The following is a 25,882-nucleotide window of genomic DNA, read 5'->3' as shown; positions in this document are numbered from 1 at the left end:
TAAATAGGAGAATTCGATAATGAAAATAGCAACGTTAAATAAAGGAAAAGAAACAAAATATTTAAATCAATATCCATTGGTAAACGAAGATGATATTTACCAACACGATCATTTAAAAGAAGGCGATTTATTTCAATTAGTCACTGAGGATAACCGATATGTTGCGACAGCTTATGTAGGTCGTCAACATAAAGGTTTAGGTTGGGTATTAAGTTATGATCAAAATGAAGACATTAATACGCCATTTTTCGTAAAATTATTTAAACAAGCCTTAGAAGAACGAGAATATTATCGTCACATCGAAGGCACTAATGCCTATAGATTATTTAATGCGGAAGGTGACGGCGTTGGTGGCTTAACGATTGATAATTATAACGGTCATTTACTGATTCAATGGTACTCAAGAGGCGTGTATAAATTCCGCTACAATGTTATTGAAGCAATTCAACAAGTATTTGAGTTTAGCTCTATTTATGAGAAGATGCGCTTTAAAGATTCAGAGTACACTGGTGGTCATGTGCTAGGTGACACACCTGAATTTCCAATTGTGATTGAAGAGAATTTCACGTTTTATAATGTAGATTTAGATGATGGGTTAATGACTGGCATATTTTTAGATCAAAAAGAGGTACGTAAAAAATTACGTGACCAATTTTCAGAAGGAAGAAAAATACTGAATTTATTCAGTTATACAGGTGCTTTCTCAGTAGTTGCTGCCAAACATGCTGAGCATACTACAAGTGTCGACTTAGCCAATCGTTCACGCGCGTTAACAGAAGAGAATTTCGGTTTAAATGCTATCGATCCTAAAAGTCAATACATCTATGTAATGGATACATTTGATTTCTATAATTATGCAGCACGACACGGTAAGGAATATGACACAATTGTGATTGATCCACCTAGTTTTGCGCGTAACAAGAAAAAAACATTCTCTGTACAAAAAAATTATGATGATTTAATTAACGGCGCTCTAGAAGTTTTAGCCCCTAATGGTTCATTATTATTATGTACCAATTCTAGTGTATTCCCATTGAAATCATTTAAAAATGTTATAAAAAGTACATTAGAAAATGCTGGCGTGGAATATGAAATTAAAGAAGTAATGGGCTTGCCGAAAGATTTTAAAACGCATCCTCACTACAAACCATCTAAGTATTTGAAAGCCGTTTTCTTAAATATTAAGCATTAAAACAATAAAATTGGGTATAACTGTTTAATAAATGATTAAAGGAAGGTGTGTGTCTAAGCATGAGTATAATGAATAGACTAACAAGCGGCGTTACTAATAAAGTAGGTAACAGAGTTTTAAATATTGAAGAAATTAAAGAAAAAAGCATTTTACCAACTACTAAAGAAGAAATAGCAGAACGTAGAGCTAAAGCTGAATCGATTGTTAAGAAAAAATCACTATTATCTTCAAGTATGACTGTAGTACCTATTCCTGGACTAGATTTTGGCGTAGATATCAAATTGACTAGAGATATTATTGAAGATATTAACAAAATTTATGGACTTGATCATAAGCAAGTGAACACGTTAGGCGATGATGCTAAAGAGCGAATTTTAGCCGCTGCAGCAATTCAAGGTAGTTCATTTATAGGTAGAAAAGTGACAAGTGCGATGCTAAAAATGATTATTAGAGATATGGCAAAACGTACAGCTGCAAAACAAACTAGATGGTTCCCAGTAGTAGGACAAGCCGTGTCAGCTTCAATTAGCTACTATTTCATGAATAAATTAGGACGAGATCATATCGAAAAATGCGAAAAAGTTCTTAATGATATTATTTAAAAGCAAAATGTTGTAGTATAATTGAAGTGAGCTTAATGTTAAAGCTATATTAAGATGGTTTTAAAGTTTGTCATTCTAGATATAATTTAACCTTAAATTGCTTAAACGATTTCAATAGAAACTAAAGTAAGTATAGATATTGAAGAATAGAAACATAATATAGTAATTTAGAACACTTTTCCATTAATATAATTAATGATTAGGATAGTATTTCAATAGTATTAGAATTGAATTAGTTATTATAATTTGGTAGTGTTATGGTATAAAATTATGTTAGATTATGACAAATTTGAATATTCTAACTTTTCGAAGGAGAAATCGATTATGGAACAAAAATCTTATGTAATTATCGACGAAACAGGTATTCATGCACGTCCAGCAACTATGTTAGTTCAAACTGCATCAAAATTTGATTCAGATATTCAATTAGAATATAACGGTAAAAAAGTTAATTTAAAATCAATCATGGGTGTTATGAGTTTAGGTGTAGGTAAAGATGCTGAAATCACTATCTATGCTGACGGAAGCGATGAAGCAGATGCAATTCAAGCAATCAGTGATGTCTTATCTAAAGAAGGTTTAACTGAATAATTATGTCTAAACTAATTAATGGTATTGCTGCATCAGATGGTGTAGCAATTGCTAAAGCTTATTTATTAGTAGAACCAGATTTATCGTTCGCTAATGAAAAAGTGACAGATACTGATGCTGAAATTCAAAAATTTAGAAATGCGTTAGAAGCTTCTAAAATCGAATTAACTAAAATTAGAAATAATGCGGAAAAACAATTAGGTCCTGATAAAGCTGCTATCTTTGATGCACATTTATTAGTTCTTGATGATCCTGAGTTAATTCAACCTATCGAAGAGAAGATTAAAAATGAACAAGTAAGTGCTCCAGAAGCTTTAAATGAAGTTACTACTCAATTCATTACTATCTTTGAATCAATGGATAATGAATACATGAGAGAGCGTGCAGCAGACATTAGAGACGTTTCTAAACGTGTGTTAGCACATCTTATCGGTGTGGATTTACCAAACCCAAGTATGATTGATGAAAGTGTAGTTGTAGTAGGTAATGATTTAACACCTTCTGATACTGCACAATTGAATAAAGAATTCGTTCAAGGTTTCGTAACTAATATTGGTGGACGTACAAGTCACTCAGCAATAATGAGTCGTTCATTAGAAATTGCAGCAGTAGTTGGTACTAAATCAATTACTAAAGAAGTTAAACAAGGTGACATGATTATTGTTGACGGTACAACTGGCGACGTAATTATCGACCCTACTGAAGACGAATTAATTGCTTACCAAAATAAACGTGAAAGATTCTTTGAAGATAAAAAAGAATTACAAAAATTACGTGATGCTGAAACAGTTACAATCGATGGAGAACATGCTGAATTAGCAGCAAACATTGGTACTCCAGACGATTTATATGGTGTTATGGAAAATGGCGCTGAAGGTATCGGTTTATATAGAACTGAATTCCTTTATATGGGCAGAGACCAAATGCCAACTGAAGAAGAGCAATTTGAAGCGTATAAAAAAGTACTTGAAACGATGAAAGATAAACGCGTTGTAGTGCGTACACTTGATATTGGTGGCGACAAAGAGCTACCATATCTAAATCTACCTAAAGAAATGAATCCTTTCTTAGGATATAGAGCAATTCGTTTATGTTTAGATCAACAAGACATTTTTAGAACTCAATTGCGTGCTTTATTACGTGCTTCAGCGTACGGTAAATTGAATATTATGTTCCCAATGGTAGCTACAATCAATGAATTCCGTGATGCGAAAGCTATTCTTTTAGAAGAAAAAGAAAAGCTTGTAAATGATGGTCATGATGTAGCAGATGATATCGAATTAGGTATCATGGTTGAAATTCCATCAACTGCAGCTTTAGCTGATATCTTCGCTAAAGAAGTTGATTTCTTCAGTATTGGTACAAATGATTTGATTCAATATACTATGGCTGCCGACCGTATGTCAGAACGCGTGTCATATTTATACCAACCATACAATCCAGCTATTTTACGCTTAGTAAAACAAGTGATTGAAGCTTCTCATAAAGAAGGTAAATGGACTGGTATGTGTGGCGAAATGGCTGGAGACGAAACAGCTATCCCATTACTATTAGGTTTAGGATTAGATGAATTCTCAATGAGTTCTACATCTATCTTAAAAGCTAGAAGACAAATTAATGGTTTAAGCAAAAATGAAATGGCAGAATTAGCTCATCGTGCAGTTAATTGTGCTACTCAAGACGAAGTTAAAGATTTAGTTAATAATATTTCTAAATAAAACATTGTATGCTTAAAATGTTAAGTTAAAATGATAGCCCTAAGGTGATTTCATATGAAGTCATCTTAGGGCTTTTTTGAATTTTAACCGTTACTAGTTAATGTTAAATGCATTATTAATTTTATCCATATCCACTTGGTACATTGGCTCATCGTTTAGAAGAATAAATGGTGTGGCAAACGCATCGTATTCCATCATTTCATTACGATAGGTATCATTTGTAATGTTTTTCTCTTCGTATTCTACGTTATGCTCGCTTAAATAATTTTTCACAAATGTACATGGTGGACAGTCATTCTGTGTATAGATAGTAATATGAGACATCTTATTTCACTCCTTATTTTAATTTTCCTGAAAATACTATAAAGAAATTATGACAGAATTGCAAACTGTGATAAATATGTGAATTCTATTTAATTTTTTTCGAAAAAAATAAGCAAAAGAATTTAGTTAGTATGTAGAAACTAATATAATTTAAGTCAATTGATTTTTAATCTAAAGATAAAGAAAAGGAGATTAAGATATGGATTCTGTTGAAATTAGTCGTTTCCTAACTGGTATGACATTAGCAGTGCACATCATTTTTGCAACGATCGGTGTCGGGATGCCTTTAATGTTTGCCATCGCAGAATTTTTAGGAATTAAAAATAAGGATCCTAAATATATAGCTTTAGCAAAACGTTGGTCGAGAGGTTATACAATTACTGTAGCAGTAGGTGTAGTAACAGGTACGATTATCGGTTTACAACTATCATTAATATGGCCTACATTTATGAAAATGGGCGGTCACGTTATTGCATTACCATTATTTATGGAAACATTTGCATTCTTCTTTGAAGCAATCTTCTTAAGTATTTATTTATATACTTGGGATCGTTTCAAAAATAAATGGATTCACTTTATCATCAGTATACCTGTGATTATTGGTGGTTCATTCTCAGCATTCTTTATTACAGCGGTTAACTCATTTATGAATACACCGGCTGGTTTTGAAATGAAAAATGGAAAAATGGTGAATGTACAACCATTTGAAGCCATGTTCAATCCTTCATTTTTAGTCAGAGCATTCCATGTTATTGCGACAGCAGGGATGACTATGGCATTTGTTTTAGCGTCAATTGCAGCCTTTAAGCTGTTGAAAAATAAATATAGTAAAGACACAGAGTATCATAAAAAAGCATTGAAAATGACAATGATCGTTGGTTTCCTATCAACATTATTATCTATGTTGGCAGGGGATTTATCAGCGAAGTTTCTTCATCAAGTTCAACCTGAAAAATTAGCAGCGTATGAATGGCACTTTGAATCAGGTTCAAAAGCAGATTTAGTATTCTTCGGTGTGTTAAACGAGAAAACTCAAGAAATTACTGGTGCTATTAAAATACCAGGTATGCTTAGTTTCTTAGCTGATAACAATGTAAATACCAAAGTGGAAGGTCTAAATGACTTTCCTAAGGACACACTTCCACCAATGATTGTCCATTACTTCTTTGATTTAATGGTTTCTATGGGAGTATTGTGTTTCATTATTTCAGGTGCATTTATATTAACTATGCTAATTAAGAAATTACGTAAATATACGACTCACAAAGGTTTACTTTATGCGGTTCTACTTACTGGTCCAGCTTCAATGTTAGCGATTGAATTTGGTTGGTTCTTAACTGAAATGGGCCGTCAACCATGGATCATCAGAGGATACATGCGTGTAAGTCAAGCTGCCACACAGGCTGGAGGTATCACACTCGTTACAATATTATTTGGACTATTATACTTTGTGTTACTAGTCACTTCAGCTTATGTATTATTACGTATGTTTAAAAATAAACCTGCGCAAGAGGATGTTGACAAGGTCATCGGTAAGGGAGGTCATGAATAATGGATTATACTAGTATTGGTATTACAGTATTATGGACATTCCTATTTCTCTATATTATCGTCGCTTTAATTGATTTTGGGGCTGGTTTCTTTACATTGCATTCTAAGCTGACAGGTGAAGAAAAGAAAATTAACCACTTAGTTGAACGATATCTTAACCCAGTTTGGGAAGTAACTAATGTCTTCTTTGTATTCTTCTTCGTAGGGTTTGTAGGGTTCTTCCCAGCTTCGGCGCTTTATTTAGGTACAGTATTACTAGTACCTGGGTCAATTGCGCTAATACTGATTTCAGTAAGAGGTAGTTTTTACGCCTTTGAACATTACGGTCAAGATACAAAATTACCATGGATATTTCTATATGGTTTAACCGGACTATTAATCCCAGCATCTTTAGCTACAGTATTAACTATTTCAGAAGGGGGCTATATTACTGAACATGGCTCTCATCTTGATTTAGATTGGCTTCAACTCTTATTAAGTCCCTATGCATGGGCCGTAGTTTTCTTAGCCATCGTTAGTGTACTCTATATTTCTTCGGGCTTTTTAACTTACTATGCTTCGAAGGCTAAAGATAAAGTTGCCTATCACTTTATGCGTCAGTGGTTCATGTTTTGGGGCCCGCCGATGATTATTATTTCATTATTTGTCTTCTTATCCTTAAGAATTCAAAACTCAGATCATTTCTATAATGCGGTAACTAATTATTGGTGGATGTTCGCCATTAGTTTTGTCTTCTTCTTAATTGCAGGCGTATTGAATTTGATGAAAAAATATCATGGATTAGCTTTTATAATGGTTATTTTACAGATGGGCTTTGCCTTTTACGGTTATGGCTTAAGTAAATTACCTTATCTGTTATATCCTTATATTAAATTATCTGATTCTAGTGTTAATGACTCTATGGGCTTAGCTCTAGTTATCGTATTTGTTTTAGGTTTACTTTTATTAATTCCATCGTTAATATTATTATTAAGATTATTCGTCTTCGATAAAGAGTACGTGGAAGGAAAGAAATAATTAACATATAGAAAGGAGCCGAGATAGTCATCATTGTATTGTTAGAATTGGCAATCAGTTTTACAATATAGAGGTGAACATTTCGGCTTTTAATTTGTTAATGATATGGATAGGGGTATCTGATAAATGGAGAAAGAATACGTTGTAATAGGATTAGGACGCTTTGGCGGTAGTATTGTAAGAGAACTCAATGCCTTAGACATGGATGTTATGGCTATTGATAGAGATGAAGCTAGAGTAAATGAATACAGTGATATAGCAACCCATGCAGTCGTTGCTGATACTACTGATGAAGCGGTTATGAAGAGCTTAGGTATACGTAACTTTGATCATGTTATAGTTGCGATTGGGGAAAATATCCAATCGAGTACGTTAACGACCTTAATTTTAAAAGAATTAGGGGTTAAAAAAGTTACGGCTAAAGCTCAAAATGATTATCATGCGAAGATTTTAAATAAAATTGGTGCGGATACGGTAGTGCATCCTGAGAGAGATATGGGTCGAAGAATCGCACATAACGTTGCTAGTGCGAGTGTGTTAGATTATCTTGAATTAGCAGATGAGCATTCCCTAGTTGAGTTAAAAGCAAGTGAGAAGATGACTGGACAGTCTATTATCGATTTAGATATTCGTGCACAGTTTGGTATCAATATTATTGCCATTAAGCGTGGCAAGGAGATTATTGTGTCGCCAGATCCAAGTATTAATATTGAATTTGGTGATATCTTAATCATGATTGGTCATGATAATGATTTAAATCGTTTCGAAAAGAAAATCGTCCGCTAAACATTTAAAATATAAACAAAAGAAGCGCTATGTATGTCTCAATGAGAAAAATCATACATAGCGCTTTTAATTTAATTAATTATCTTCATTAACTTTCATAATTACTGGTAAAATCATTGGACGACGTGCAGTTTTATCGAAAAGATAAGGTTGTAACGTCTCAATAATTGAAGATTTAATTTGATGCCATTGAATATCTTTATTAGAGTTCAATTTTGAAATAACATCCGTTTTAATTCTTCGTTGTGCATCATAAATAAGTTGACCTGATTCACGCATATACACAAATCCACGTGAGATAATATCTGGACCAGAAAGTAATTTGTTTGTACTAAAGTCGATGCTAACAACGACTATGACTAAACCTTCTTCAGATAATAACTTACGGTCACGGATAACTACATTACCTATGTCACCAATACCGCTACCATCAACTAGAACATTACCTGATGGTATACGTCCTGCTTTTCGAGCTGAATCATGAGTTAAAGCTAAGACGTCACCAATGTCAAAGATAAAGACGTTATCTTCATCAACGCCACAATCAACACCAGTTTGTCCATGGGCTTTTAACATACGATATTCACCATGGATTGGTAAGAAATATTTCGGTTGAATTAAACGTAACATTAATTGTTGATCACCTTGTGAACCGTGACCAGACGTATGAATGTTTGAAATTTTACTATGAATAACATCTGCACCAGCTTTATATAAAGCATTAATAGTACGATTAATGCTCTTAGTATTACCTGGAATAGGTGATGAGCTGAAGACTACAGTGTCATCTGGAATGATTTTGATTTGTTTATGAGTACCATTAGCGATACGTGATAGAGCTGCCATTGGCTCACCTTGAGAACCAGTACATAAAATTAATAATTCATGTTTAGGGATATTGTTAATTTTGTTAGGTTCTACAAAAGTTTCAGGTGGAGCTTTAATGTAGCCTAACTCCATTCCGATTTTAATGTTATTCTCCATTGAACGACCAAACGTTACAATTTTACGGTTATATTTAATTGCTGCTTCAACTGCTTGTTGAACACGATAAATATTTGACGCAAATGTTGCGAATATAATACGGCCTTTACAATTTCGGAAAATCTTATCAACGTTCTGACCTACTTCACGTTCACTTAACGTAAAATCAGGTACTAACGCATTTGTAGAGTCAGAAAGTAAACATAGTACGCCTTCTTTTCCTAGTTCAGCCATTTTAGCGATATTCGCTGGCTCACCAACAGGCGTGAAGTCGAATTTAAAATCTCCTGTATGGACAATTTTACCTTCAGGTGTATCAACTACTACACCATATGCTTCTGGAATACTATGAGTTGTTAAATAGAACGAAATTTCAAAGTGTTTAGATTTAATAACGCTATCTTCTGTTATTTCATTTAGAGTCGCGTTACGTAGTAAATTATGTTCATCTAGTTTGTTACGAATTAAACCTAAAGCTAATGGACCACCATAAATAGGTACATTAATTTGCTTTAATAGGTAGGGCACACCACCTATATGGTCTTCGTGTCCATGAGTTATAAACAGACCGACAATTTTATCTTGGTTCTGTTCGAGATAAGTGTAATCAGGAATGACATAGTCGATTCCTAGTAAATTATCATCAGGGAATTTAATTCCTGCATCGATAATTACGATTTCATTTTTATACTCTATAGCGTAAGTGTTTTTACCAACTTCGCCTAAACCACCTAGAGCATATACACCTACTTCGTTTGAATGTAGTTGTTTCATTATTGTGCATTCTCCACGTTAAAGTGATTAGAATGTTCTTTTTCATATTCTAAATGTGCGCCCTCTAATTTAGTAATAAATTCGATATTGTAATTGCGATCTTTTAAATAACGTCTTACTTGTTCTTCAGTTTCACCTTCAACATAAATAGAACTTGTATTTTCACGTACGATAACTTCGTCTTTATTATGTTGGAAAAATACTTTAAATACTGCCATAGTGGATAGTTCCTCCTAATATTAAACATTTAATTTGAATATATTAATCTCAGTCCCTAATAAAAAACTTGCTATAACCTAGCTTTATCTTACTGAATAGCTAATAGTTAATAAGCTTTACCTTGTTTAAAGGTTGTTGCCAGAACGTGAAAATCTAACAATTCATGTTCTTATTCTCAAGTTGATTTTAGGGTAGTCATTAATGTCGTTCATTATTTGAAATTAGTATAGTACTAAGATTTCAGTTATTATTCATTTTACATTATGTATTTGAATAAATAAAGCAGTTTATATCTGTAGCGAATTTCACTAAATAGAAGTTAAAGTTGATGGGGGAAAAGTGGAACAGAACATTAAAGGGTAATAAACAATTATTCGATGAATTAACTATAAGAAGATTTATATATAAAATAGAGTAGAACAGAAAATTTATATTTCATTTCAATTTCTGTCCTACTCTTCTAAATTGTATTTTTATACCTCAACTGAATCAGGTAATGGCATTAATGGATTGTCTTTATCAATATAATCATAAAACATTATGCCGTTTAAATGATCGATTTCATGTTGGAAGACGATAGCTGGATAACCTTTTAAACGTAATTTTATTTCTTTTCCATCAATATCATAGGCTTTAATAGTCACTCTATAATGACGATGAACTAAGCCAGGGATATTTTCATCTACACTTAAACAACCTTCACCAGTAGGTAAATAAGCATGTTGTACACTATGACTCATTACTTTAGGGTTAACTAGCATATAGTCGTATGATTTACCTTCACCATCGTCTGGTAGGTATACAGCAATCATTCTTTTTGAAACGTTGTTTTGTGGTGCAGCTAATCCTACACCTGATCTTAAACCATATTTGTTAGCCGTTTCTTCATCTTGGCTATTAATTAGAAATTCACGCATTTCACGTAAAGTGTTTTTATCTTCATCAGAGAGAGGGACGTTTACATCTTCAGCCTTCGCACGTAATGTAGGATGACCGTCTCTGATAATGTCTTTCATTGTTAACATGTCATACACCTTCCTTATAATAAAATATAACAGATAATCTATCGCTAAGTACATTATCTGATTTCATTTGATTTATAATACACCTTTCTATAATATTACAAACAAAAGACTACGAGGAGGATAATTTTTAATGAAAATACGTAAATCAATTGCTATCGTAGCTGCTTCAAGCATCTTATTAGCTGGATGTACGACAGATAAAAAAGAAGTGAGCGCATATAATGACAATGTGCAAAAAGCTTTTGATAAAGAGCAACCTATAAACAGTATTGGTAAAAAATTAAATTCACTTGAAGAAAAGAAACAAGACTTATATAAAAAAGCAAACAGTGATAATGAAGATACACGTAAAAAAGCTGCTAACGATATTTTAGATAATATTAAACAGCGAGAAGAAACTTTCGATAAAGAAGTATCTACGTTAAATGATTCTGAAAAGCAATTTAAAAAAGGCGATTCACATATAGATGATATTAAAAGTGATGATAAGCAAAAAGAAGTAAAACAATTAAATGATGCTATCAAGGATAAATATAAAACACATGATGCATATGCTAAGGCTTATAGAAACGTCTTAAGTAAAGAAAAAGATTTGTTTGAATTAATCAAACAAGATGGTATAACACAATCACAAGTTGATGAAAAAAATGATGCATTAAATAAAGCGCAAAAGAATTTCCAAAGTAAATTCAAAGATTATTCTAAGGCGATGAATGCAGTTAATAAAGAAAAACAAGACGTAGATAATCTTACTTAAGCTAACCATTAACACAGTAGGGTGCGATAGACTGATACAGTTACTAAAACTGTATCTTTTTTTAGTAATACAGAACTTTATCAAAATGTTTAACAGTACAAAAAAATTGTGGTACACTATGGGAGGATAAAATGAATTTCTATTATATGGGAAAGGTATGGTGAATTGAATGGCTCCTAAGTTACAAGCCCAATTCGATGCAGTAAAAGTTTTAAACGAGACGCAGTCGAAATTTGAAATGGTTCAAATTTTGGACGAAGATGGTAATGTCGTAAATGAAGACTTAGTACCTGATTTAACTGATGAACAACTAGTAGAATTAATGGAAAGAATGGTATGGACACGTATTCTTGACCAACGTTCAATCTCATTAAACAGACAAGGACGTTTAGGTTTCTACGCTCCAACAGCAGGACAAGAAGCTTCACAATTAGCTTCACAATACGCTTTAGAAAAAGAAGACTTTATCTTACCTGGTTACCGTGATGTACCACAAATTATTTGGCACGGTTTACCTTTAACTGACGCTTTCTTATTCTCAAGAGGTCACTTCAAAGGTAACCAATTCCCTGAAGGCGTTAACGCATTCAGTCCACAAATCATTATCGGTGCACAATACATCCAAACTGCTGGTGTAGCATTCGGTATTAAAAAACGTGGTAAAAAAGCAGTTGCTATTACTTATACTGGTGACGGTGGTTCTTCACAAGGTGACTTCTATGAAGGTATCAACTTTGCTTCAGCTTATAAAGCACCAGCAATCTTTGTAATTCAAAACAATAACTATGCTATTTCAACTCCACGTAGTAAACAAACAGCAGCAACTACTTTAGCTCAAAAAGCTATCGCAGTAGGTATCCCTGGTATCCAAGTTGATGGTATGGATGCATTAGCTGTATATCAAGCTACAAAAGAAGCTCGTGATCGTGCTGTTAACGGTGAAGGTCCAACATTAATCGAAACTATGACTTATCGTTATGGTCCACATACAATGGCTGGAGATGACCCAACTCGTTACAGAACTTCTGATGAAGATGCTGATTGGGAGAAAAAAGACCCATTAGTTCGTTTCAGAAAATTCTTAGAAAACAAAGGATTATGGAGCGAAGATAAAGAAAACGAAGTTATCGAACGTGCAAAAGACGACATCAAGAAAGCAATTAAAGAGGCTGACAGTACTCCTAAACAAACAGTTACTGACTTAATGGAAATTATGTATGAAGAAATGCCTCAAAACTTAGCTGAACAATATGAAATTTACAAAGAGAAGGAGTCGAAATAAGCCATGGCACAAATGACAATGGTTCAAGCGATTAACAATGCGCTTAAAACTGAATTGCAAAATGACGAAAACGTATTAGTTTTCGGTGAAGACGTTGGTGTTAACGGCGGTGTATTCCGTGTTACTGAAGGTTTACAAAAAGAATTCGGTGAAGACCGTGTATTCGATACTCCATTAGCTGAATCAGGAATCGGCGGTTTAGCTCTTGGTTTAACAGTTGAAGGTTTCCGTCCAGTAATGGAAATCCAATTCCTTGGTTTCGTATTCGAAGTATTTGACGAAGTTGCTGGTCAAATCGCTCGTACACGTTTCCGTTCAGGTGGTTCTAAAGTAGCACCTGTAACTATTCGTACACCATTTGGTGGTGGGGTTCATACTCCTGAACTACACGCAGATAACTTAGAAGGTATCTTAGCTCAATCACCAGGTATCAAAGTAGTTATTCCTTCTGGTCCTTATGACGCTAAAGGTTTATTACTTTCTTCAATTAGATCAAATGATCCAGTTGTATTCTTAGAACATATGAAATTATATCGTTCATTCCGTGAAGAAGTTCCAGAAGAAGAATACACAATTGAACTTGGTAAAGCTAAAGTGACTAAAGAAGGTAATGACATTACTTTAATCGCTTATGGCGCAATGGTTCAAGAATCTGAAAAAGCTGCAGAAGAATTAGAAAAAGATGGTTATTCAGTAGAAGTTATCGACTTACGTACTGTTCAACCAATCGACATCGATACTTTAGTAGCTTCAGTTGAAAAAACTGGTCGTGCTGTAGTAGTTCAAGAAGCTCAACGTCAAGCTGGTGTTGGTGCTAACGTAGCTTCTGAATTAGCTGAACGTGCTATTCTTTCATTAGAAGCTCCAATCGCACGTGTAGCTGCTTCTGACACAGTATATCCATTCACTCAAGCTGAAAATGTTTGGTTACCAAACAAAAACGACATCATTGAACAAGCTAAAACTACTTTAGAATTCTAATAGTAGAAATAGAAAGAACTCAGCTTGATAAAAACTGACATGCGAGAGTTAAAAGATATTAAACTAAATGTTTACTTTTTACTCTACGTGTGAATAAGTAAGTGTAAACAAAGGGCATAGGACATAATAATTGAATGTTTTATCGACATTGCACATTATTTTGTCCTTGCTCTATGTTATAAATTTTTATTTTAAATAGATTAATATGAAAATCTTAGGAGGACAAGAACGTGGCATTTGAATTTAGATTACCCGACATTGGTGAAGGTATCCACGAAGGTGAAATTGTAAAGTGGTTTGTTAAATCCGGAGATACAATTGAAGAAGACGATGTATTAGCAGAGGTTCAAAATGATAAATCTGTAGTAGAAATCCCATCTCCTGTTAGTGGTACAGTAGAAGAAGTCTTAGTTGATGAAGGTACTGTAGCAGTTGTAGGTGACGTAATCGTTAAAATCGATGCACCTGATGCAGAAGAAATGGAATTTAAAGGTAGTCACGGCGACGATTCTTCTTCTAAAGAAGAACCAGCTCAAGAAGAAGCTAAAGCTGAAGAAGCTCCTGCAGCATCAACTTCTCAAGACGAAGAAGTAGATGAAAATAGACAAATTAAAGCTATGCCATCTGTTCGTAAATATGCTCGTGAAAAAGGCATCAACATTAAAGCAGTTGCTGGTTCAGGTAAAAACGGACGTATTACTAAAGAAGATATCGACAACCATATCAATGGTGGCGGTGCTCAAGTAGCATCAACTTCTGACGAAAGTGCGTCAGCTTCAACAATTGAAGAAGCAGCACCACAAACTCAATCAGTTCCAGAAGGCGACTACCCTGAAACAACTGAAAAAATCCCAGCAATGCGTAGAGCAATTGCGAAAGCAATGGTTAACTCTAAACACACTGCTCCACACGTAACATTAATGGACGAAATTGATGTTCAACAATTATGGGATCACCGTAAAAAATTCAAAGAAGTTGCAGCTGAACAAGGTACTAAATTAACATTCTTACCATATGTTGTTAAAGCACTTGTTTCTGCACTTAAAAAATACCCAGCACTTAATACTTCATTCAATGAAGAAGCTGGCGAAATCGTACACAAACACTATTGGAACATTGGTATCGCTGCTGATACTGATAGAGGTTTATTAGTACCTGTAGTTAAAAATGCAGATCGTAAATCTATCTTCCAAATTTCAGATGAAATTAACGAATTAGCTGTTAAAGCTCGTGACGGTAAATTAACATCTGACGAAATGAAAGGTGCTACATGCACAATCAGTAATATCGGTTCAGCTGGTGGACAATGGTTCACTCCAGTTATCAACCACCCAGAAGTAGCTATCTTAGGTATTGGCCGTATTGCTCAAAAACCTATCGTTAAAGACGGTGAAATTGTAGCAGCTCCAGTATTAGCATTATCATTAAGCTTTGACCACAGACAAATCGATGGAGCTACTGGTCAAAACGCTATGAATCACATTAAACGCTTATTAAATAATCCAGAATTATTATTAATGGAGGGGTAAAACATGGTAGTTGGAGATTTCCCAATTGAAACAGATACTATTGTTATCGGAGCAGGTCCTGGCGGATACGTTGCAGCAATTCGTGCAGCACAATTAGGACAAAAAGTTACAATCGTAGAGAAAGGTAACTTAGGCGGTGTATGCTTAAACGTTGGTTGTATTCCATCAAAAGCATTATTACACGCTTCACATCGCTTTGTAGAAGCTCAACACTCTGAAAACTTAGGTGTTATCGCTGAAAGCGTATCACTTAAATTTGACAAAGTTCAAGAATTCAAACAATCAGTTGTTAACAAATTAACTGGTGGTGTTGAAGGCTTATTAAAAGGTAATAAAGTTGAAATCGTTAAAGGTGAAGCATACTTCGTAGACAATAACAGCTTACGCGTTATGGACGAAAAAAGTGCTCAAACTTATAACTTCAAAAACGCTATTATCGCAACTGGTTCTAGACCAATTGAAATTCCTAACTTCGAATTTGGTAAACGTGTTATCGATTCAACTGGCGCGTTAAACTTACAAGAAGTTCCAGGTAAATTAGTCGTTGTAGGTGGCGGTTACATTGGTTCTGAACTTGGTACTGCATTTGCTAACTTTGGTTCAGAAGTTACAATTTTAGAAGGCGCTAAAGAAATTCTTGGCGGTTTCGAAAAACAAATGGTTCAACCAGTTAAAAAAGGCATGAAAGATAAAGGCGTTAACATTATTACTGAAGCTATGGCTAAAAATGCCGAAGAAACTGAAAATGGTGTTAAAGTTACTTACGAAGCAAAAGGTGAAGAACAAACTATCGATGCTGACTACGTATTAGTAACTGTTGGTCGTCGTCCAAATACAGACGAATTAGGCTTAGAAGAATTAGGTCTTAAATTCGCTGATCGTGGATTATTAGAAGTAGACAAACAAAGCCGTACTTCTGTTAACAACATCTATGCAATTGGTGATATCGTTCCTGGCTTACCACTTGCTCACAAAGCAAGCTACGAAGCTAAAGTTGCTGCTGAAGCAATTGCAGGACAAGCTTCTGAAGTTGATTACATTGGTATGCCTGCTGTATGTTTCACTGAACCAGAATTAGCTCAAGTTGGTTACACTGAAGCACAAGCGAAAGAAGAAGGTTTAGAATTCAAAGCTTCTAAATTCCCTTATGCAGCTAACGGCCGTGCGTTATCATTAGACGATACTACTGGTTTCGTTAAACTTATCACATTAAAAGAAGACAACACACTTATCGGTGCTCAAGTAGCTGGTAATGGTGCATCTGACATTATTTCTGAATTAGGTTTAGCTATTGAATCAGGTATGAACGCTGAAGATATCGCATTAACTGTACATGCTCACCCAACTTTAGGTGAAATGTCTATGGAAGCTGCTGAAAAAGCAATCGGCTTACCAATTCACACTATGTAATAACTAGTCATTTAGACTACTAATCATATTGTTAGTTGCACTTAAAGTCTTAAGCTCTAAGTACAACTCAACATCCATTAAGGGTGGGACTATATGTTCATTTTGAACTTAGTTCCACTCTTTTTTGGTTTTATTTTGTGAAATAGGGCAATACTAAAGAGATAAATTCAACTTAATGGAGGTCAAAATGGAATACCAATATCCGCTAGATTTAGACTGGACAAATGAAGAAATGGTCGATGTGACAGCTTTTTTTAATACAATTGAAAATTATTATGAAAAGTCTGTAAAAGGTTCTCAAGTCATGACCAAATACAAACGCTTTAAAGAGATAGTTCCAGGCAAAGCTGAAGAGAAACAATTGTTTAAAGAATTCGAAGATATAAGTGGCTACAATAGTTATAAAGTCGTGCAAGAAGTTAAGAAAAATCCTGAAAAAGAAACTTTTAGTGCACAGTAAGTAAGATTTTAAATACTAAAAAATATTTATTTTAAATAATTTGTTGATATCTATTGAAATTACAGCTGTATTTTGTTATTTTTATTAAGCATTAAACAAAATGTTTAATATTACTAAACAAGATACAGCTTTTTTAGGTGGTTAATTATGCAAATAGGTAGTAAATTACGTAATTTAAGACGTCAAAAGAACTTAACACAAGAAGAGTTAGCCGAACGCACAGATTTGTCAAAGGGATATATTTCACAGATTGAAAGTCAACATGCCTCACCTAGTATGGAAACATTTTTAAATATATTAAAAGTACTAGGCACGTCACCAAGTGATTTTTTCAAGGAAAAATCTAAAGAAAAAGTGTTATATACAAAAGAAGATAGAACTACATATGATGAGTATGATAGAGGGTACATATTAAATTGGTTAGTAATTAATTCAAATGAATTCGAAATGGAACCACTTATTCTTTCGTTGAAACCAGGGGCATCATACAAGCATTTTGAACCATCGGAATCAGATACCTTCATATATTGTTTAGAAGGCTGTGTAACATTAACACTTGGCAAAGAACAATATCAGGCAAATGAAGAAGATGTTTTATATTTTAGAGCTAACGAAATTCATCAACTACATAATGAAACATCTAATGAAGTGAAAATATTAATTGTTGCTACAGCATCATATTTATAAAGGAGTAAATGTAATGGAACCATTGTTATCATTTAAAAGTGTGACTAAAGGTTACGATGATGTAACTATTTTAGATCATATGGACTTAGAAATAGAATCAGGACACTTTTATACATTACTTGGACCTTCAGGTTGCGGTAAAACAACAATTTTGAAGTTAATTGCTGGATTTGAACAACCCGATGATGGGGAAATCATTTACTTGAATAAAACAATCGGTGATTTACCACCTAATAAACGTAAGGTGAACACGGTCTTTCAAGATTATGCACTTTTTCCTCATTTAAATGTGTATGACAATATAGCTTTTGGTTTGAAACTGAAAAAGCAATCTAAAGCTGAAGTAGAGCGAAAGGTAAAAGAGGCGTTAAGATTAGTAAAACTTTCAGGATATGAGCAGCGTCATATTAGTGAAATGAGTGGTGGTCAAAAACAACGTGTGGCTATCGCTCGAGCTATTGTTAATGAACCTGAAATTCTTCTGTTAGATGAATCCTTATCAGCCTTAGATTTAAAACTTCGTACTGAAATGCAGTATGAATTACGTGAATTACAAAAAAGATTGGGTATTACGTTTATATTTGTTACCCATGATCAAGAAGAAGCTTTAGCATTGAGTGACTATATCTTTGTAATGAAAGACGGTAAAATTCAACAATTTGGAACACCAACAGATATTTATGACGAGCCCGTTAACCGTTTTGTGGCAGACTTTATAGGAGAATCTAATATTGTTGAAGGTAAAATGGTCGAAGACTTTGTAGTGAATATTTATGGTCAAGATTTTGAATGTGTTGATGCCGGCATCCCTTCAGGCAAAAATGTCGAGGTCGTTATTAGACCAGAAGATATTTCATTAATTGAAGCTAAAAAAGGACTATTCAAAGCGACTGTTGATTCAATGTTATTTAGAGGCGTGCATTATGAAATTTGTTGTATAGATAGAAAAGGTTATGAGTGGGTCATCCAAAGTACTAAAAAAGCAGAAGTAGGTAGTGAGGTTGGATTATTTTTCGATCCTGAGGCTATTCATATTATGGTTCCTGGAGAAACAGAAGAAGAATTCGATAAACGTATTGAAAGTTATGAGGAGTTAGAAAATGAGTAATATAAATAAAATTTTATTAATCCCATATATTTTATGGATGGTTTTGTTTATTATTATTCCAGTTATCTTACTTATCTATTTCTCGTTTACTGATTTAGATGGGCATTTTAGTTTCACTAATTATGAACAAGTCTTATCGCTTAAGTATTTAAAGATGATGTGGGATTCTATTTTTTACGCTACGTTAATTACAATAATAACATTGGCGATTAGTTATCCAGCGGCATACTTTATTCGTTCGTCGAAAAACCAAAATTTGTGGTTACTTATTCTTATTATTCCGACATGGATTAATTTATTGTTAAAAACATATGCTTTTATAGGTATTTTAAGCCATGAAGGTATGATTAATAAGATTCTTAATTTCTTACACCTGCCTTCTGCTAATATGTTATTCACTCCTGGAGCGTTTTTAGTGGTGGCAAGTTATATTTACATCCCATTCATGATTCTCCCAATATTTAACAGTATGAAGGCAATTCCTAATAACTTGCTACAAGCTTCAAGTGATTTAGGAGCTAGTCCATTTACTACTTTTAGAAAAGTAATTATGCCTTTGACGAAAGAAGGCGTAATGACAGGGATTCAGGTCACTTTCATTCCAGCACTCTCACTCTTTATGATTACTCGTTTAATCGCTGGAAATAAAATTATTAATATTGGTACATCCATTGAAGAACAATTTTTAGTTATTCAAAACTATGGTATGGGTTCAACGATTGCCATTTTCTTAATCGTGTTTATGGCGTTTATTTTAATTATTACTAAATCTAAATCAACAGACGAAAGAAGGTGAATTAAGTGAAGTGGTATGGAAAGCTCTATATTGGAATACTATTAATGATTCTATATGTTCCAATATTCTTCCTTATGTTTTATTCATTTAATTCAGCGGGAAATATGATTCATTTTGAACATTTTACTTTAGAACACTATCAAAGTTTATTTCAAAATGATCGTTTGATGTCTGTCATTTTTAATACCATCGCTTTAGCGTTATTAGCAGCAGCGATTTCAACAATTATTGGCACATTTGGTGCTATATTTCTATATTATTTAAGAAACAAAAAATTCAAACTAACATTGTTAACGCTAAATAATGTGCTCATGGTGTCTTCAGATGTTGTTATTGGGGCATCATTCCTAATCATGTTTACTGCCCTAGGACATCTTACAGGCATGGGCTTAGGATTTGGTACAGTTTTAGCCTCACATATCGCTTTCTGTATACCAATTGTAGTGATTGTAGTGTTACCACAGTTATATGAAATGAATCACAATATTTTAAATGCCGCACGCGACTTAGGTGCAACAGAATCTCAATTATTGGGACGTGTACTTATTCCTAATTTAATGCCCGCAATTATTGGCGGATTCTTTATGGCATTAACATATTCATTAGATGATTTTACAGTTAGCTTTTTTGTAACCGGTAATGGCTTTAGTGTGTTGTCAGTAGAAGTGTACGCTATGGCACGTAAAGGAATAAGCATGGAAATTAATGCTATTTCGACGATTTTATTCGGTGCCATCGTAATAGGAATTATCGGATATTATGCCATACAACGCATGGTTAAACGTCGCCAGATTTCTAAGAGAGGTGTACAACAATGAAGCAATTTTTACAATTAATTATTGGCGCCATTGTTGTAGGCGTACTATGTTTAGGCATTAGTCAATGGTTTAAATCTCAAGACAATACTCAAACTGGTGAAAAGATTTATGTCTATAACTGGGGTGAGTACATCGACCCTGATTTAATCAAACAGTTTGAACTAGAAACGGGCATCCAAGTTGTATATGAAACGTTCGATTCAAATGAAGCGATGGAAGCTAAAATCAAAAATGGTGGCACCCATTATGATGTTGCTTTTCCAAGTGAATATACAGTGCAAAAATTAAAAAGAGAAGATTTATTAGAACCATTAGATCATAGCAAAATTCCAAACATAAAAAATTTAGATAAAGATTATATGAATATGGCATATGACCCTCATAACAAATATTCTTTACCTTACTTTTTTGGAACAGTTGGTATATTGTATAACCAAAAAGCCTATCCAAATGAAAAGTTTGATAGTTGGAGCGATTTATATCAACCAAAATTTAAAAATGATGTCTTACTCGTAGATGGCGCACGTGAAGTCATAGGACTAGCACTTAATAAATTAGGGTATAGTTTAAATGATAAGCATCCGGCTCATATAAAAGAAGCGGAAAAAGATTTACATCATCTTACACCTCAAGTTAGGGGAGTTGTGGGTGATGAAGTAACGATGATGCTTGAACAGAATGAAGGTAATATCGCAGTAGTATGGAGTGGTGTTGCAGCGCCATTAGTACAAGGTAGTGATAAGTATAATTACGTTATTCCTAAAGAAGGTTCTAATTTATGGTTCGATGACATGGTTATTCCTAAAACTGCGCAAAACAAAGAAGGTGCATATAAATTTATGAACTTCTTACTAGATGCTAAAAATAATAAGCAAAATACTGAATGGGTGGGCTATGCTACACCGAATAAAGCAGCACGTCAATTATTACCTAAAGAAGTCAGAAATGATCATCGTTTTTACCCAACTAAGAAAGAACAAAATCGACTAGAAGTATATAAAGATTTAGGACAGGAAACATTAGGAGAATATAACGAAAGTTTCTTAAACTTTAAAATGTCTTTAAAATAGACTATAAATGGTAGTTATTTTATAATAGATTAGATATAATAATTTGACAGTTAATTAAGGAGTTGTAATAAATGTCAGGAGAACGGTACACGCAAATCAAACGGCCTGTGAGCCGTCTGACTGAAAAACTTTTAGGTTGGTTTAGTTGGATTTTCTTATTATTATTGACGATTATTACAATGTTTATTGCACTTGTATCATTTAGTAATGATACTTCAATTCAAAATCTTGAAAATTCAATGAATAACAATGAACTCATTCAACAAATTTTAACGAATAATAGTTTGAATACTACACAATTTGTTATTTGGCTACAAAATGGTGTATGGGCGGTTATTGTTTACTTTATAGTATGTCTATTGATTTCATTTTTAGCTCTTATTTCTATGAATATGAGAATCTTGTCAGGAATTTTATTTTTAGTTGCATCGGTTATTACATTGCCGCTAGTATTATTATTTGTGACATTAATTATTCCGATTTTCTTCTTTATCATAGCAATCATGATGCTTGTCAGAAAGAGTAAGGTTGAAACGGTGCCGGCTTACGGCTATCAACCACCTTACTATCCAAGAGATGAATATGATCGTGATTCTCGTTATTATGATGACGATAGATATGATAGTGATGGTTATGAAGACTATGATGATTATGAAGAAGACTATGACGAACCGCCTCGTAAAACTAAAAAATCAGAACGTCGAACTCGTCGTAAACAACCTTATTATAATGATGAGGTAGATTACGATACACGTGATATTCACCACGAAGAAGATCAACACAGTCATTTTAATGAAGAAGAGAGAGCGCCTGAAACTGAGGAAGATAGATATAATCAGTATCCAAAACGTGCAGTAACTGGTGAGTATCAATCTCAAACTCCAGATGAAGAGTCTAATGAAGTACTGTCTAGACAAGCTAAATACAAGCAAAAATCTAACAGAAAACCTCAATATGAAGACAATCATGATGAGTCAGGTGATTTTGCAGATGATGTAGTTGAAACTGAGCCTAAGGTTGATAAAAAAGAGGAAAAAGCACAACGTAAAAAAGAAAAAGCTGAAATTAAAGCTAAAAAGAAAGAAAAACGTAAAGCTTATAATCAACGAATGAAAGAACGTCGTAAAAACCAACCTAGTGCAGTTAGTCAAAGACGTATGAATTATGAAGAGCGTAAACAAATCTTAAATAAAGATGATGAACAACCAGAAGTAAACTCAGAACATGATGACGACAAAAATGAATAATAAGTAAGCAACGGGATATAGATGTGCGTATGTTCATACTCGGCATCTATATCCTGTTTTTTGTATGATGAACTAATGTATGTTGAGTATTATGATTTATACTAAGTCGAAATTTATTCACTTTTTTAGTATGATTTAAGTAAGAAGAAATTGGAGGGTACAGAAATGAATAGGAAGGTAGAGTTAATATTAGCATGGGTTGCTAACGGTTTAAGCCTCATCTATTTAGCGATGTCATTGATATCTTTCTTGATAGTTAAGAATGGAAATAATACGGAACAGTATAACCAATTGATGAAACAATTTGGCAATCAGGATGTCAACGTAACGCCTGAAATGATTAATTTCGCAATGATGTTTTCAATTGGGACATTAGTATTTTCAACTATTTTAGGCATTATGGGGACATTAGTTATAAAAGGTAGACCTATTTTAGCAGGTTGCTTATTAATTGTAGCTGCATTAGTAGGCATATTTAATATGAGTTTAATAGCTGGCGTACTATGGTTTGTTGCAGCTATCATGCTTTTTGTGAAAAAAGGACCTGGTAGAAAGCAACCAACTTCTAAAAGAGATGGTAACCAGACTGAATGGCGCCCTGAGAAAGAATATAATGATCGTAAGAAAGATGACCCTTACATTTATTAGTTAGAGATAAGGGGAATTTTGAAATAATTAAAGTACATCCAAAAGTTAGAGGCTTATAGTTATCTAACATTTGGATGTACTTTTTTAGTAAAAAATTTATGCGAAGAATTCTTCCAAAGTCTCAATGATTAAATAAATATTTAATAAGCTTAGTATTACAATTAAACTCCAAGAACAAATATTAATCCAAGTTTTATTATAAAAAGGACCCATAATATGTTTATTACTTGTAGCCAATTGTAATGGAATTAAAGAAAATGGTAATGCAATGCTTAAAAATACTTGAGAAAAAACGAGTAATTGTTCGATTTTAGCTTCATTACCATGGAAAATTACAAGACTTACTAATACTGCAATCACTGCCAACCCACGTGTAATAAGACGACGCATCCAATTAGGAATAGATAGTTTTAAAAAGCCTTCCATCACAATTTGACCAGCTAAAGTGCCGGTAATAGTTGAGTTTTGTCCTGAGGCTAATAAGGCTACTGCAAATAAGGTACTCATAATACTACCCAATACGACACCTAGTATAGGCTGAGTTTTCAACGCATGGTATAAATCATAGAATTCGCCTAGAGTATCTGCATTTGCTCCATAGAATAATGCTGCTCCAAGTACTAATAATAAGCAATTGACAACAAAAGCAACACTCAATTGAATATTTGAATCGATAGTTGCATATTTAATTGCTTGTGCTTTATCTTTATTACTCTGACGATTATATTTACGTGATTGTACAATCGAAGAATGTAAGTATAAATTATGAGGCATGATAGTCGCGCCAATAATCCCTAACGCAATATATAATATACTTTGATTTGTCACAATTTCTTTATGTGGTACAAAGCCGTTTAAAACTTCAACAACGTGTGGTGAAGCTATGAAAACTTCGAAAATAAAAATAATCAGTACAGTGAAGATTAATGTACCTACGATGGCTTCAATCTTACGAAAACCAAATTTCATAATAAACAGTAATAAGAAAACGTCAAATACTGTAATTAACGCTCCAACAATAAGTGGAATATTAAATAATAAGTCTAATGCAATGGAACTACCAATAACTTCTGCAATATCAGTGGCAATAATTGCTAATTCGGCGATAATCCAAAATGCAATGGCAACAGGTTTATTTAAATAGTGTCGTGTCATTTGAACTAAGTCATTACCTGAAGCAATACCTAATCGAACGGTCATACTTTGAAGTAACATAGCTGCTAAACTTGAAACTAAAATTACAAATAATAATGTATAGCCAAATTGAGCCCCACCTTGCATAGAGGTAATCCAGTTACCTGGATCCATATAGCCTACTGCAACGAGTAACCCTGGGCCCAAAAAAGATAAAAATTTTTGACTTGCACTGTTGTCCCCGCTGAAATCAATAGTGTTGTTAATTTCATCTAAACTAAGGTGTGTTTGATTCTCTTTTAAATTCATGAAGGACCTCCTAAATTCTGATATTTTTATATTAACCAAATATAATATTTAGGTCAACCTAAACTTTTTAGAAGGCAAAAAAACCTCGAGGATAGAGAAGAAGCAAGACACTAGATCGAGCGCACTAGGATTTACGGGTTTCCCAAAGCGTAAACTATTCATGTCTTAGCTTCTCGTTATTATTCTAACCTCGAGATAGAAGTGAATTTATTGAATTTAATAGAATTTCAAGAATTCATCAAATGTTTCTTTAACAAAAGCAAGAAAAGCTTTGTCGGTTTTAAGACGCTCATCAGTCGGTTCAATGGCGCGAGCGACAAAGAATTCTCCTTTTTTAACATTTTTCACACGATCAATTGCTTGATGTAACTCTTCATCACTGAAATCTTTAATAAATGGTTTTTCAGCTTTCATATGGTCTAAATTCACGCGATAATCCTCAGGTAAATTTCTAAGTACATCGAAATGTTTATCAAACGTTTTAACGCGCTCAGCTTTATCTTTACCTTCGTGCATGACACCGTACATTAAGAATAATTGATTTCTAAATAATCCAATTTGAAAATGAGGCAACATCTTGTAACCACGTTTGTTTGGCGCAAATGCTACCCAAGTGTCAATAGGTGGATTAACGCTTCTACGCGCATGTTTCGCAACATGAGCATAAAATGTTTCGCCAGTTTGAGAAGTGAAATATTCACTAAAATAGTCACCTAATTGGTTTAATTGAGGTCGTACATATTTATTTAAAGCTTCCATTCGAGCGTCTAATCCTTCAACGTCAAATGCTTCAAAATCCTTAGGACTAAATGTATATTGCGTCATCTATGGCACTCCTTTCTGAACAATAAGTTAAGTATATT

General features: G+C 33.6%; 26 protein-coding genes. 20 read left to right on the top strand and 6 right to left on the bottom strand.

Annotated features, from left to right (window positions below):
* The first annotated feature begins 19 nt into the window (after nucleotides 1-19).
* The 4 genes from FH144_RS02865 to ptsP all read left to right on the top strand — a co-directional run bounded on the left by FH144_RS02865 (nucleotide 20) and on the right by ptsP (nucleotide 4,103).
* Nucleotides 20-1,192 carry a class I SAM-dependent rRNA methyltransferase gene (locus tag FH144_RS02865; protein WP_242313575.1) on the top strand — a complete coding sequence of 391 codons (1,173 nt, stop codon included), beginning with the start codon at nucleotides 20-22 and terminating at the stop codon, nucleotides 1,190-1,192.
* Between the two features lie 59 nt (nucleotides 1,193-1,251).
* The gene (locus FH144_RS02860) at nucleotides 1,252-1,794 is read left to right on the top strand and encodes a DUF697 domain-containing protein (RefSeq protein WP_242313574.1); all 543 of its coding nucleotides are present in this window, start codon (nucleotides 1,252-1,254) and stop codon (nucleotides 1,792-1,794) included.
* A gap of 324 nt (nucleotides 1,795-2,118) precedes the next feature.
* Entirely contained in the window at nucleotides 2,119-2,385 is a 267-nt protein-coding gene (locus FH144_RS02855) for a phosphocarrier protein HPr (RefSeq protein WP_011276148.1), read from the top strand.
* A 2-nt stretch (nucleotides 2,386-2,387) separates the two neighbouring features.
* Nucleotides 2,388-4,103: a phosphoenolpyruvate--protein phosphotransferase gene (ptsP, locus tag FH144_RS02850; protein ID WP_198611172.1), complete on the top strand. Its 1,716-nt coding sequence runs from the start codon at nucleotides 2,388-2,390 to the stop codon at nucleotides 4,101-4,103.
* A 93-nt stretch (nucleotides 4,104-4,196) separates the two neighbouring features.
* Here ptsP and FH144_RS02845 read toward each other — a convergent pair whose 3' ends face one another.
* On the bottom strand, nucleotides 4,197-4,427 hold the full coding sequence (locus FH144_RS02845; protein WP_198611173.1) for a glutaredoxin family protein: 231 nt from the start codon (nucleotides 4,425-4,427) through the stop codon (nucleotides 4,197-4,199).
* A gap of 199 nt (nucleotides 4,428-4,626) precedes the next feature.
* On the opposite strand from FH144_RS02845, the gene FH144_RS02840 reads away from it, so the two are divergent.
* The 3 genes from FH144_RS02840 (at nucleotide 4,627) to FH144_RS02830 (ending at nucleotide 7,781) form a co-directional block, all read left to right on the top strand.
* Nucleotides 4,627-5,979, top strand: a complete 1,353-nt coding sequence (locus tag FH144_RS02840; RefSeq protein ID WP_242313573.1) for a cytochrome ubiquinol oxidase subunit I — start codon at nucleotides 4,627-4,629, stop codon at nucleotides 5,977-5,979.
* A complete protein-coding gene (locus tag FH144_RS02835; RefSeq protein ID WP_242313572.1) occupies nucleotides 5,979-6,995 on the top strand; it encodes a cytochrome d ubiquinol oxidase subunit II in 1,017 nt (338 codons plus the stop codon). Before FH144_RS02840 ends, FH144_RS02835 begins: the two co-directional genes overlap by 1 nt.
* A 126-nt stretch (nucleotides 6,996-7,121) precedes the next feature.
* Nucleotides 7,122-7,781, top strand: a complete 660-nt coding sequence (locus FH144_RS02830; RefSeq protein WP_107505600.1) for a potassium channel family protein — start codon at nucleotides 7,122-7,124, stop codon at nucleotides 7,779-7,781.
* 75 nt (nucleotides 7,782-7,856) lie between these two features.
* On the opposite strand, the gene rnjA is transcribed toward FH144_RS02830, so the two are convergent.
* From rnjA to def, 3 genes are all read right to left on the bottom strand, one after another.
* Nucleotides 7,857-9,539: a ribonuclease J1 gene (gene rnjA, locus FH144_RS02825; protein ID WP_103166738.1), complete on the bottom strand. Its 1,683-nt coding sequence runs from the start codon at nucleotides 9,537-9,539 to the stop codon at nucleotides 7,857-7,859.
* Nucleotides 9,539-9,757 carry a DNA-dependent RNA polymerase subunit epsilon gene (locus tag FH144_RS02820; RefSeq protein ID WP_107506833.1) on the bottom strand — a complete coding sequence of 73 codons (219 nt, stop codon included), beginning with the start codon at nucleotides 9,755-9,757 and terminating at the stop codon, nucleotides 9,539-9,541. The genes rnjA and FH144_RS02820 overlap by 1 nt, the downstream gene beginning before the upstream one ends.
* A 474-nt stretch (nucleotides 9,758-10,231) precedes the next feature.
* Nucleotides 10,232-10,783, bottom strand: coding sequence for a peptide deformylase (def, locus tag FH144_RS02815; protein WP_242313571.1), 552 nt, complete (start codon nucleotides 10,781-10,783; stop codon nucleotides 10,232-10,234).
* A 130-nt stretch (nucleotides 10,784-10,913) separates the two neighbouring features.
* On the opposite strand from def, the gene FH144_RS02810 reads away from it, so the two are divergent.
* From FH144_RS02810 to FH144_RS02750, 13 genes are all read left to right on the top strand, one after another.
* On the top strand, nucleotides 10,914-11,540 hold the full coding sequence (locus FH144_RS02810; RefSeq protein ID WP_242313570.1) for a YkyA family protein: 627 nt from the start codon (nucleotides 10,914-10,916) through the stop codon (nucleotides 11,538-11,540).
* Nucleotides 11,541-11,709: 169 nt separating this feature from the next.
* Nucleotides 11,710-12,822 (top strand): pyruvate dehydrogenase (acetyl-transferring) E1 component subunit alpha, encoded by a 1,113-nt coding sequence (gene pdhA / locus FH144_RS02805; protein ID WP_103166734.1) that lies wholly within the window; start codon nucleotides 11,710-11,712, stop codon nucleotides 12,820-12,822.
* Nucleotides 12,823-12,825: 3 nt separating this feature from the next.
* Nucleotides 12,826-13,803, top strand: a complete 978-nt coding sequence (locus FH144_RS02800; RefSeq protein WP_242313569.1) for an alpha-ketoacid dehydrogenase subunit beta — start codon at nucleotides 12,826-12,828, stop codon at nucleotides 13,801-13,803.
* 230 nt (nucleotides 13,804-14,033) lie between these two features.
* Nucleotides 14,034-15,332 carry a dihydrolipoamide acetyltransferase family protein gene (locus FH144_RS02795; RefSeq protein WP_242313568.1) on the top strand — a complete coding sequence of 433 codons (1,299 nt, stop codon included), beginning with the start codon at nucleotides 14,034-14,036 and terminating at the stop codon, nucleotides 15,330-15,332.
* A 3-nt stretch (nucleotides 15,333-15,335) separates the two neighbouring features.
* Nucleotides 15,336-16,742, top strand: coding sequence for a dihydrolipoyl dehydrogenase (gene lpdA / locus FH144_RS02790; RefSeq protein ID WP_107506827.1), 1,407 nt, complete (start codon nucleotides 15,336-15,338; stop codon nucleotides 16,740-16,742).
* A 187-nt stretch (nucleotides 16,743-16,929) separates the two neighbouring features.
* A complete protein-coding gene (locus tag FH144_RS02785) occupies nucleotides 16,930-17,202 on the top strand; it encodes a UPF0223 family protein (protein WP_242313567.1) in 273 nt (90 codons plus the stop codon).
* Nucleotides 17,203-17,349: 147 nt separating this feature from the next.
* On the top strand, nucleotides 17,350-17,889 hold the full coding sequence (locus FH144_RS02780; RefSeq protein WP_198611180.1) for a helix-turn-helix domain-containing protein: 540 nt from the start codon (nucleotides 17,350-17,352) through the stop codon (nucleotides 17,887-17,889).
* 13 nt (nucleotides 17,890-17,902) lie between these two features.
* Complete coding sequence (locus tag FH144_RS02775; RefSeq protein WP_242313566.1) at nucleotides 17,903-18,997, top strand: ABC transporter ATP-binding protein; 1,095 nt, start codon at nucleotides 17,903-17,905, stop codon at nucleotides 18,995-18,997.
* Nucleotides 18,990-19,793: an ABC transporter permease gene (locus tag FH144_RS02770; protein WP_242313565.1), complete on the top strand. Its 804-nt coding sequence runs from the start codon at nucleotides 18,990-18,992 to the stop codon at nucleotides 19,791-19,793. The genes FH144_RS02775 and FH144_RS02770 overlap by 8 nt, the downstream gene beginning before the upstream one ends.
* A 5-nt stretch (nucleotides 19,794-19,798) precedes the next feature.
* On the top strand, nucleotides 19,799-20,611 hold the full coding sequence (locus FH144_RS02765) for an ABC transporter permease (protein ID WP_242313564.1): 813 nt from the start codon (nucleotides 19,799-19,801) through the stop codon (nucleotides 20,609-20,611).
* Nucleotides 20,608-21,681, top strand: a complete 1,074-nt coding sequence (locus FH144_RS02760; protein ID WP_242313563.1) for an ABC transporter substrate-binding protein — start codon at nucleotides 20,608-20,610, stop codon at nucleotides 21,679-21,681. The genes FH144_RS02765 and FH144_RS02760 overlap by 4 nt, the downstream gene beginning before the upstream one ends.
* A gap of 71 nt (nucleotides 21,682-21,752) precedes the next feature.
* A complete protein-coding gene (auxB, locus tag FH144_RS02755) occupies nucleotides 21,753-22,928 on the top strand; it encodes a lipoteichoic acid stability factor AuxB (RefSeq protein WP_242313562.1) in 1,176 nt (391 codons plus the stop codon).
* 165 nt (nucleotides 22,929-23,093) lie between these two features.
* A complete protein-coding gene (locus FH144_RS02750; protein ID WP_242313561.1) occupies nucleotides 23,094-23,576 on the top strand; it encodes a DUF4064 domain-containing protein in 483 nt (160 codons plus the stop codon).
* 96 nt (nucleotides 23,577-23,672) lie between these two features.
* Here the strand turns inward: FH144_RS02750 and FH144_RS02745 are convergent, their stop codons facing one another.
* Together FH144_RS02745 and FH144_RS02740 are read right to left on the bottom strand one after the other, a co-directional pair.
* Nucleotides 23,673-25,019, bottom strand: a complete 1,347-nt coding sequence (locus tag FH144_RS02745) for an Nramp family divalent metal transporter (protein WP_242313560.1) — start codon at nucleotides 25,017-25,019, stop codon at nucleotides 23,673-23,675.
* 216 nt (nucleotides 25,020-25,235) lie between these two features.
* Nucleotides 25,236-25,844, bottom strand: a complete 609-nt coding sequence (locus tag FH144_RS02740) for a YktB family protein (RefSeq protein WP_107506817.1) — start codon at nucleotides 25,842-25,844, stop codon at nucleotides 25,236-25,238.
* Between the last annotated feature and the right edge of the window lie 38 nt (nucleotides 25,845-25,882).

The organism is Staphylococcus sp. acrmy (genome assembly GCF_022690565.1).
Lineage (GTDB): Bacteria > Bacillota > Bacilli > Staphylococcales > Staphylococcaceae > Staphylococcus > Staphylococcus caledonicus.
The sequence above is the reverse complement of the archived record's forward strand: the minus strand, read 5'-3'. Positions and strand labels throughout refer to the sequence as shown.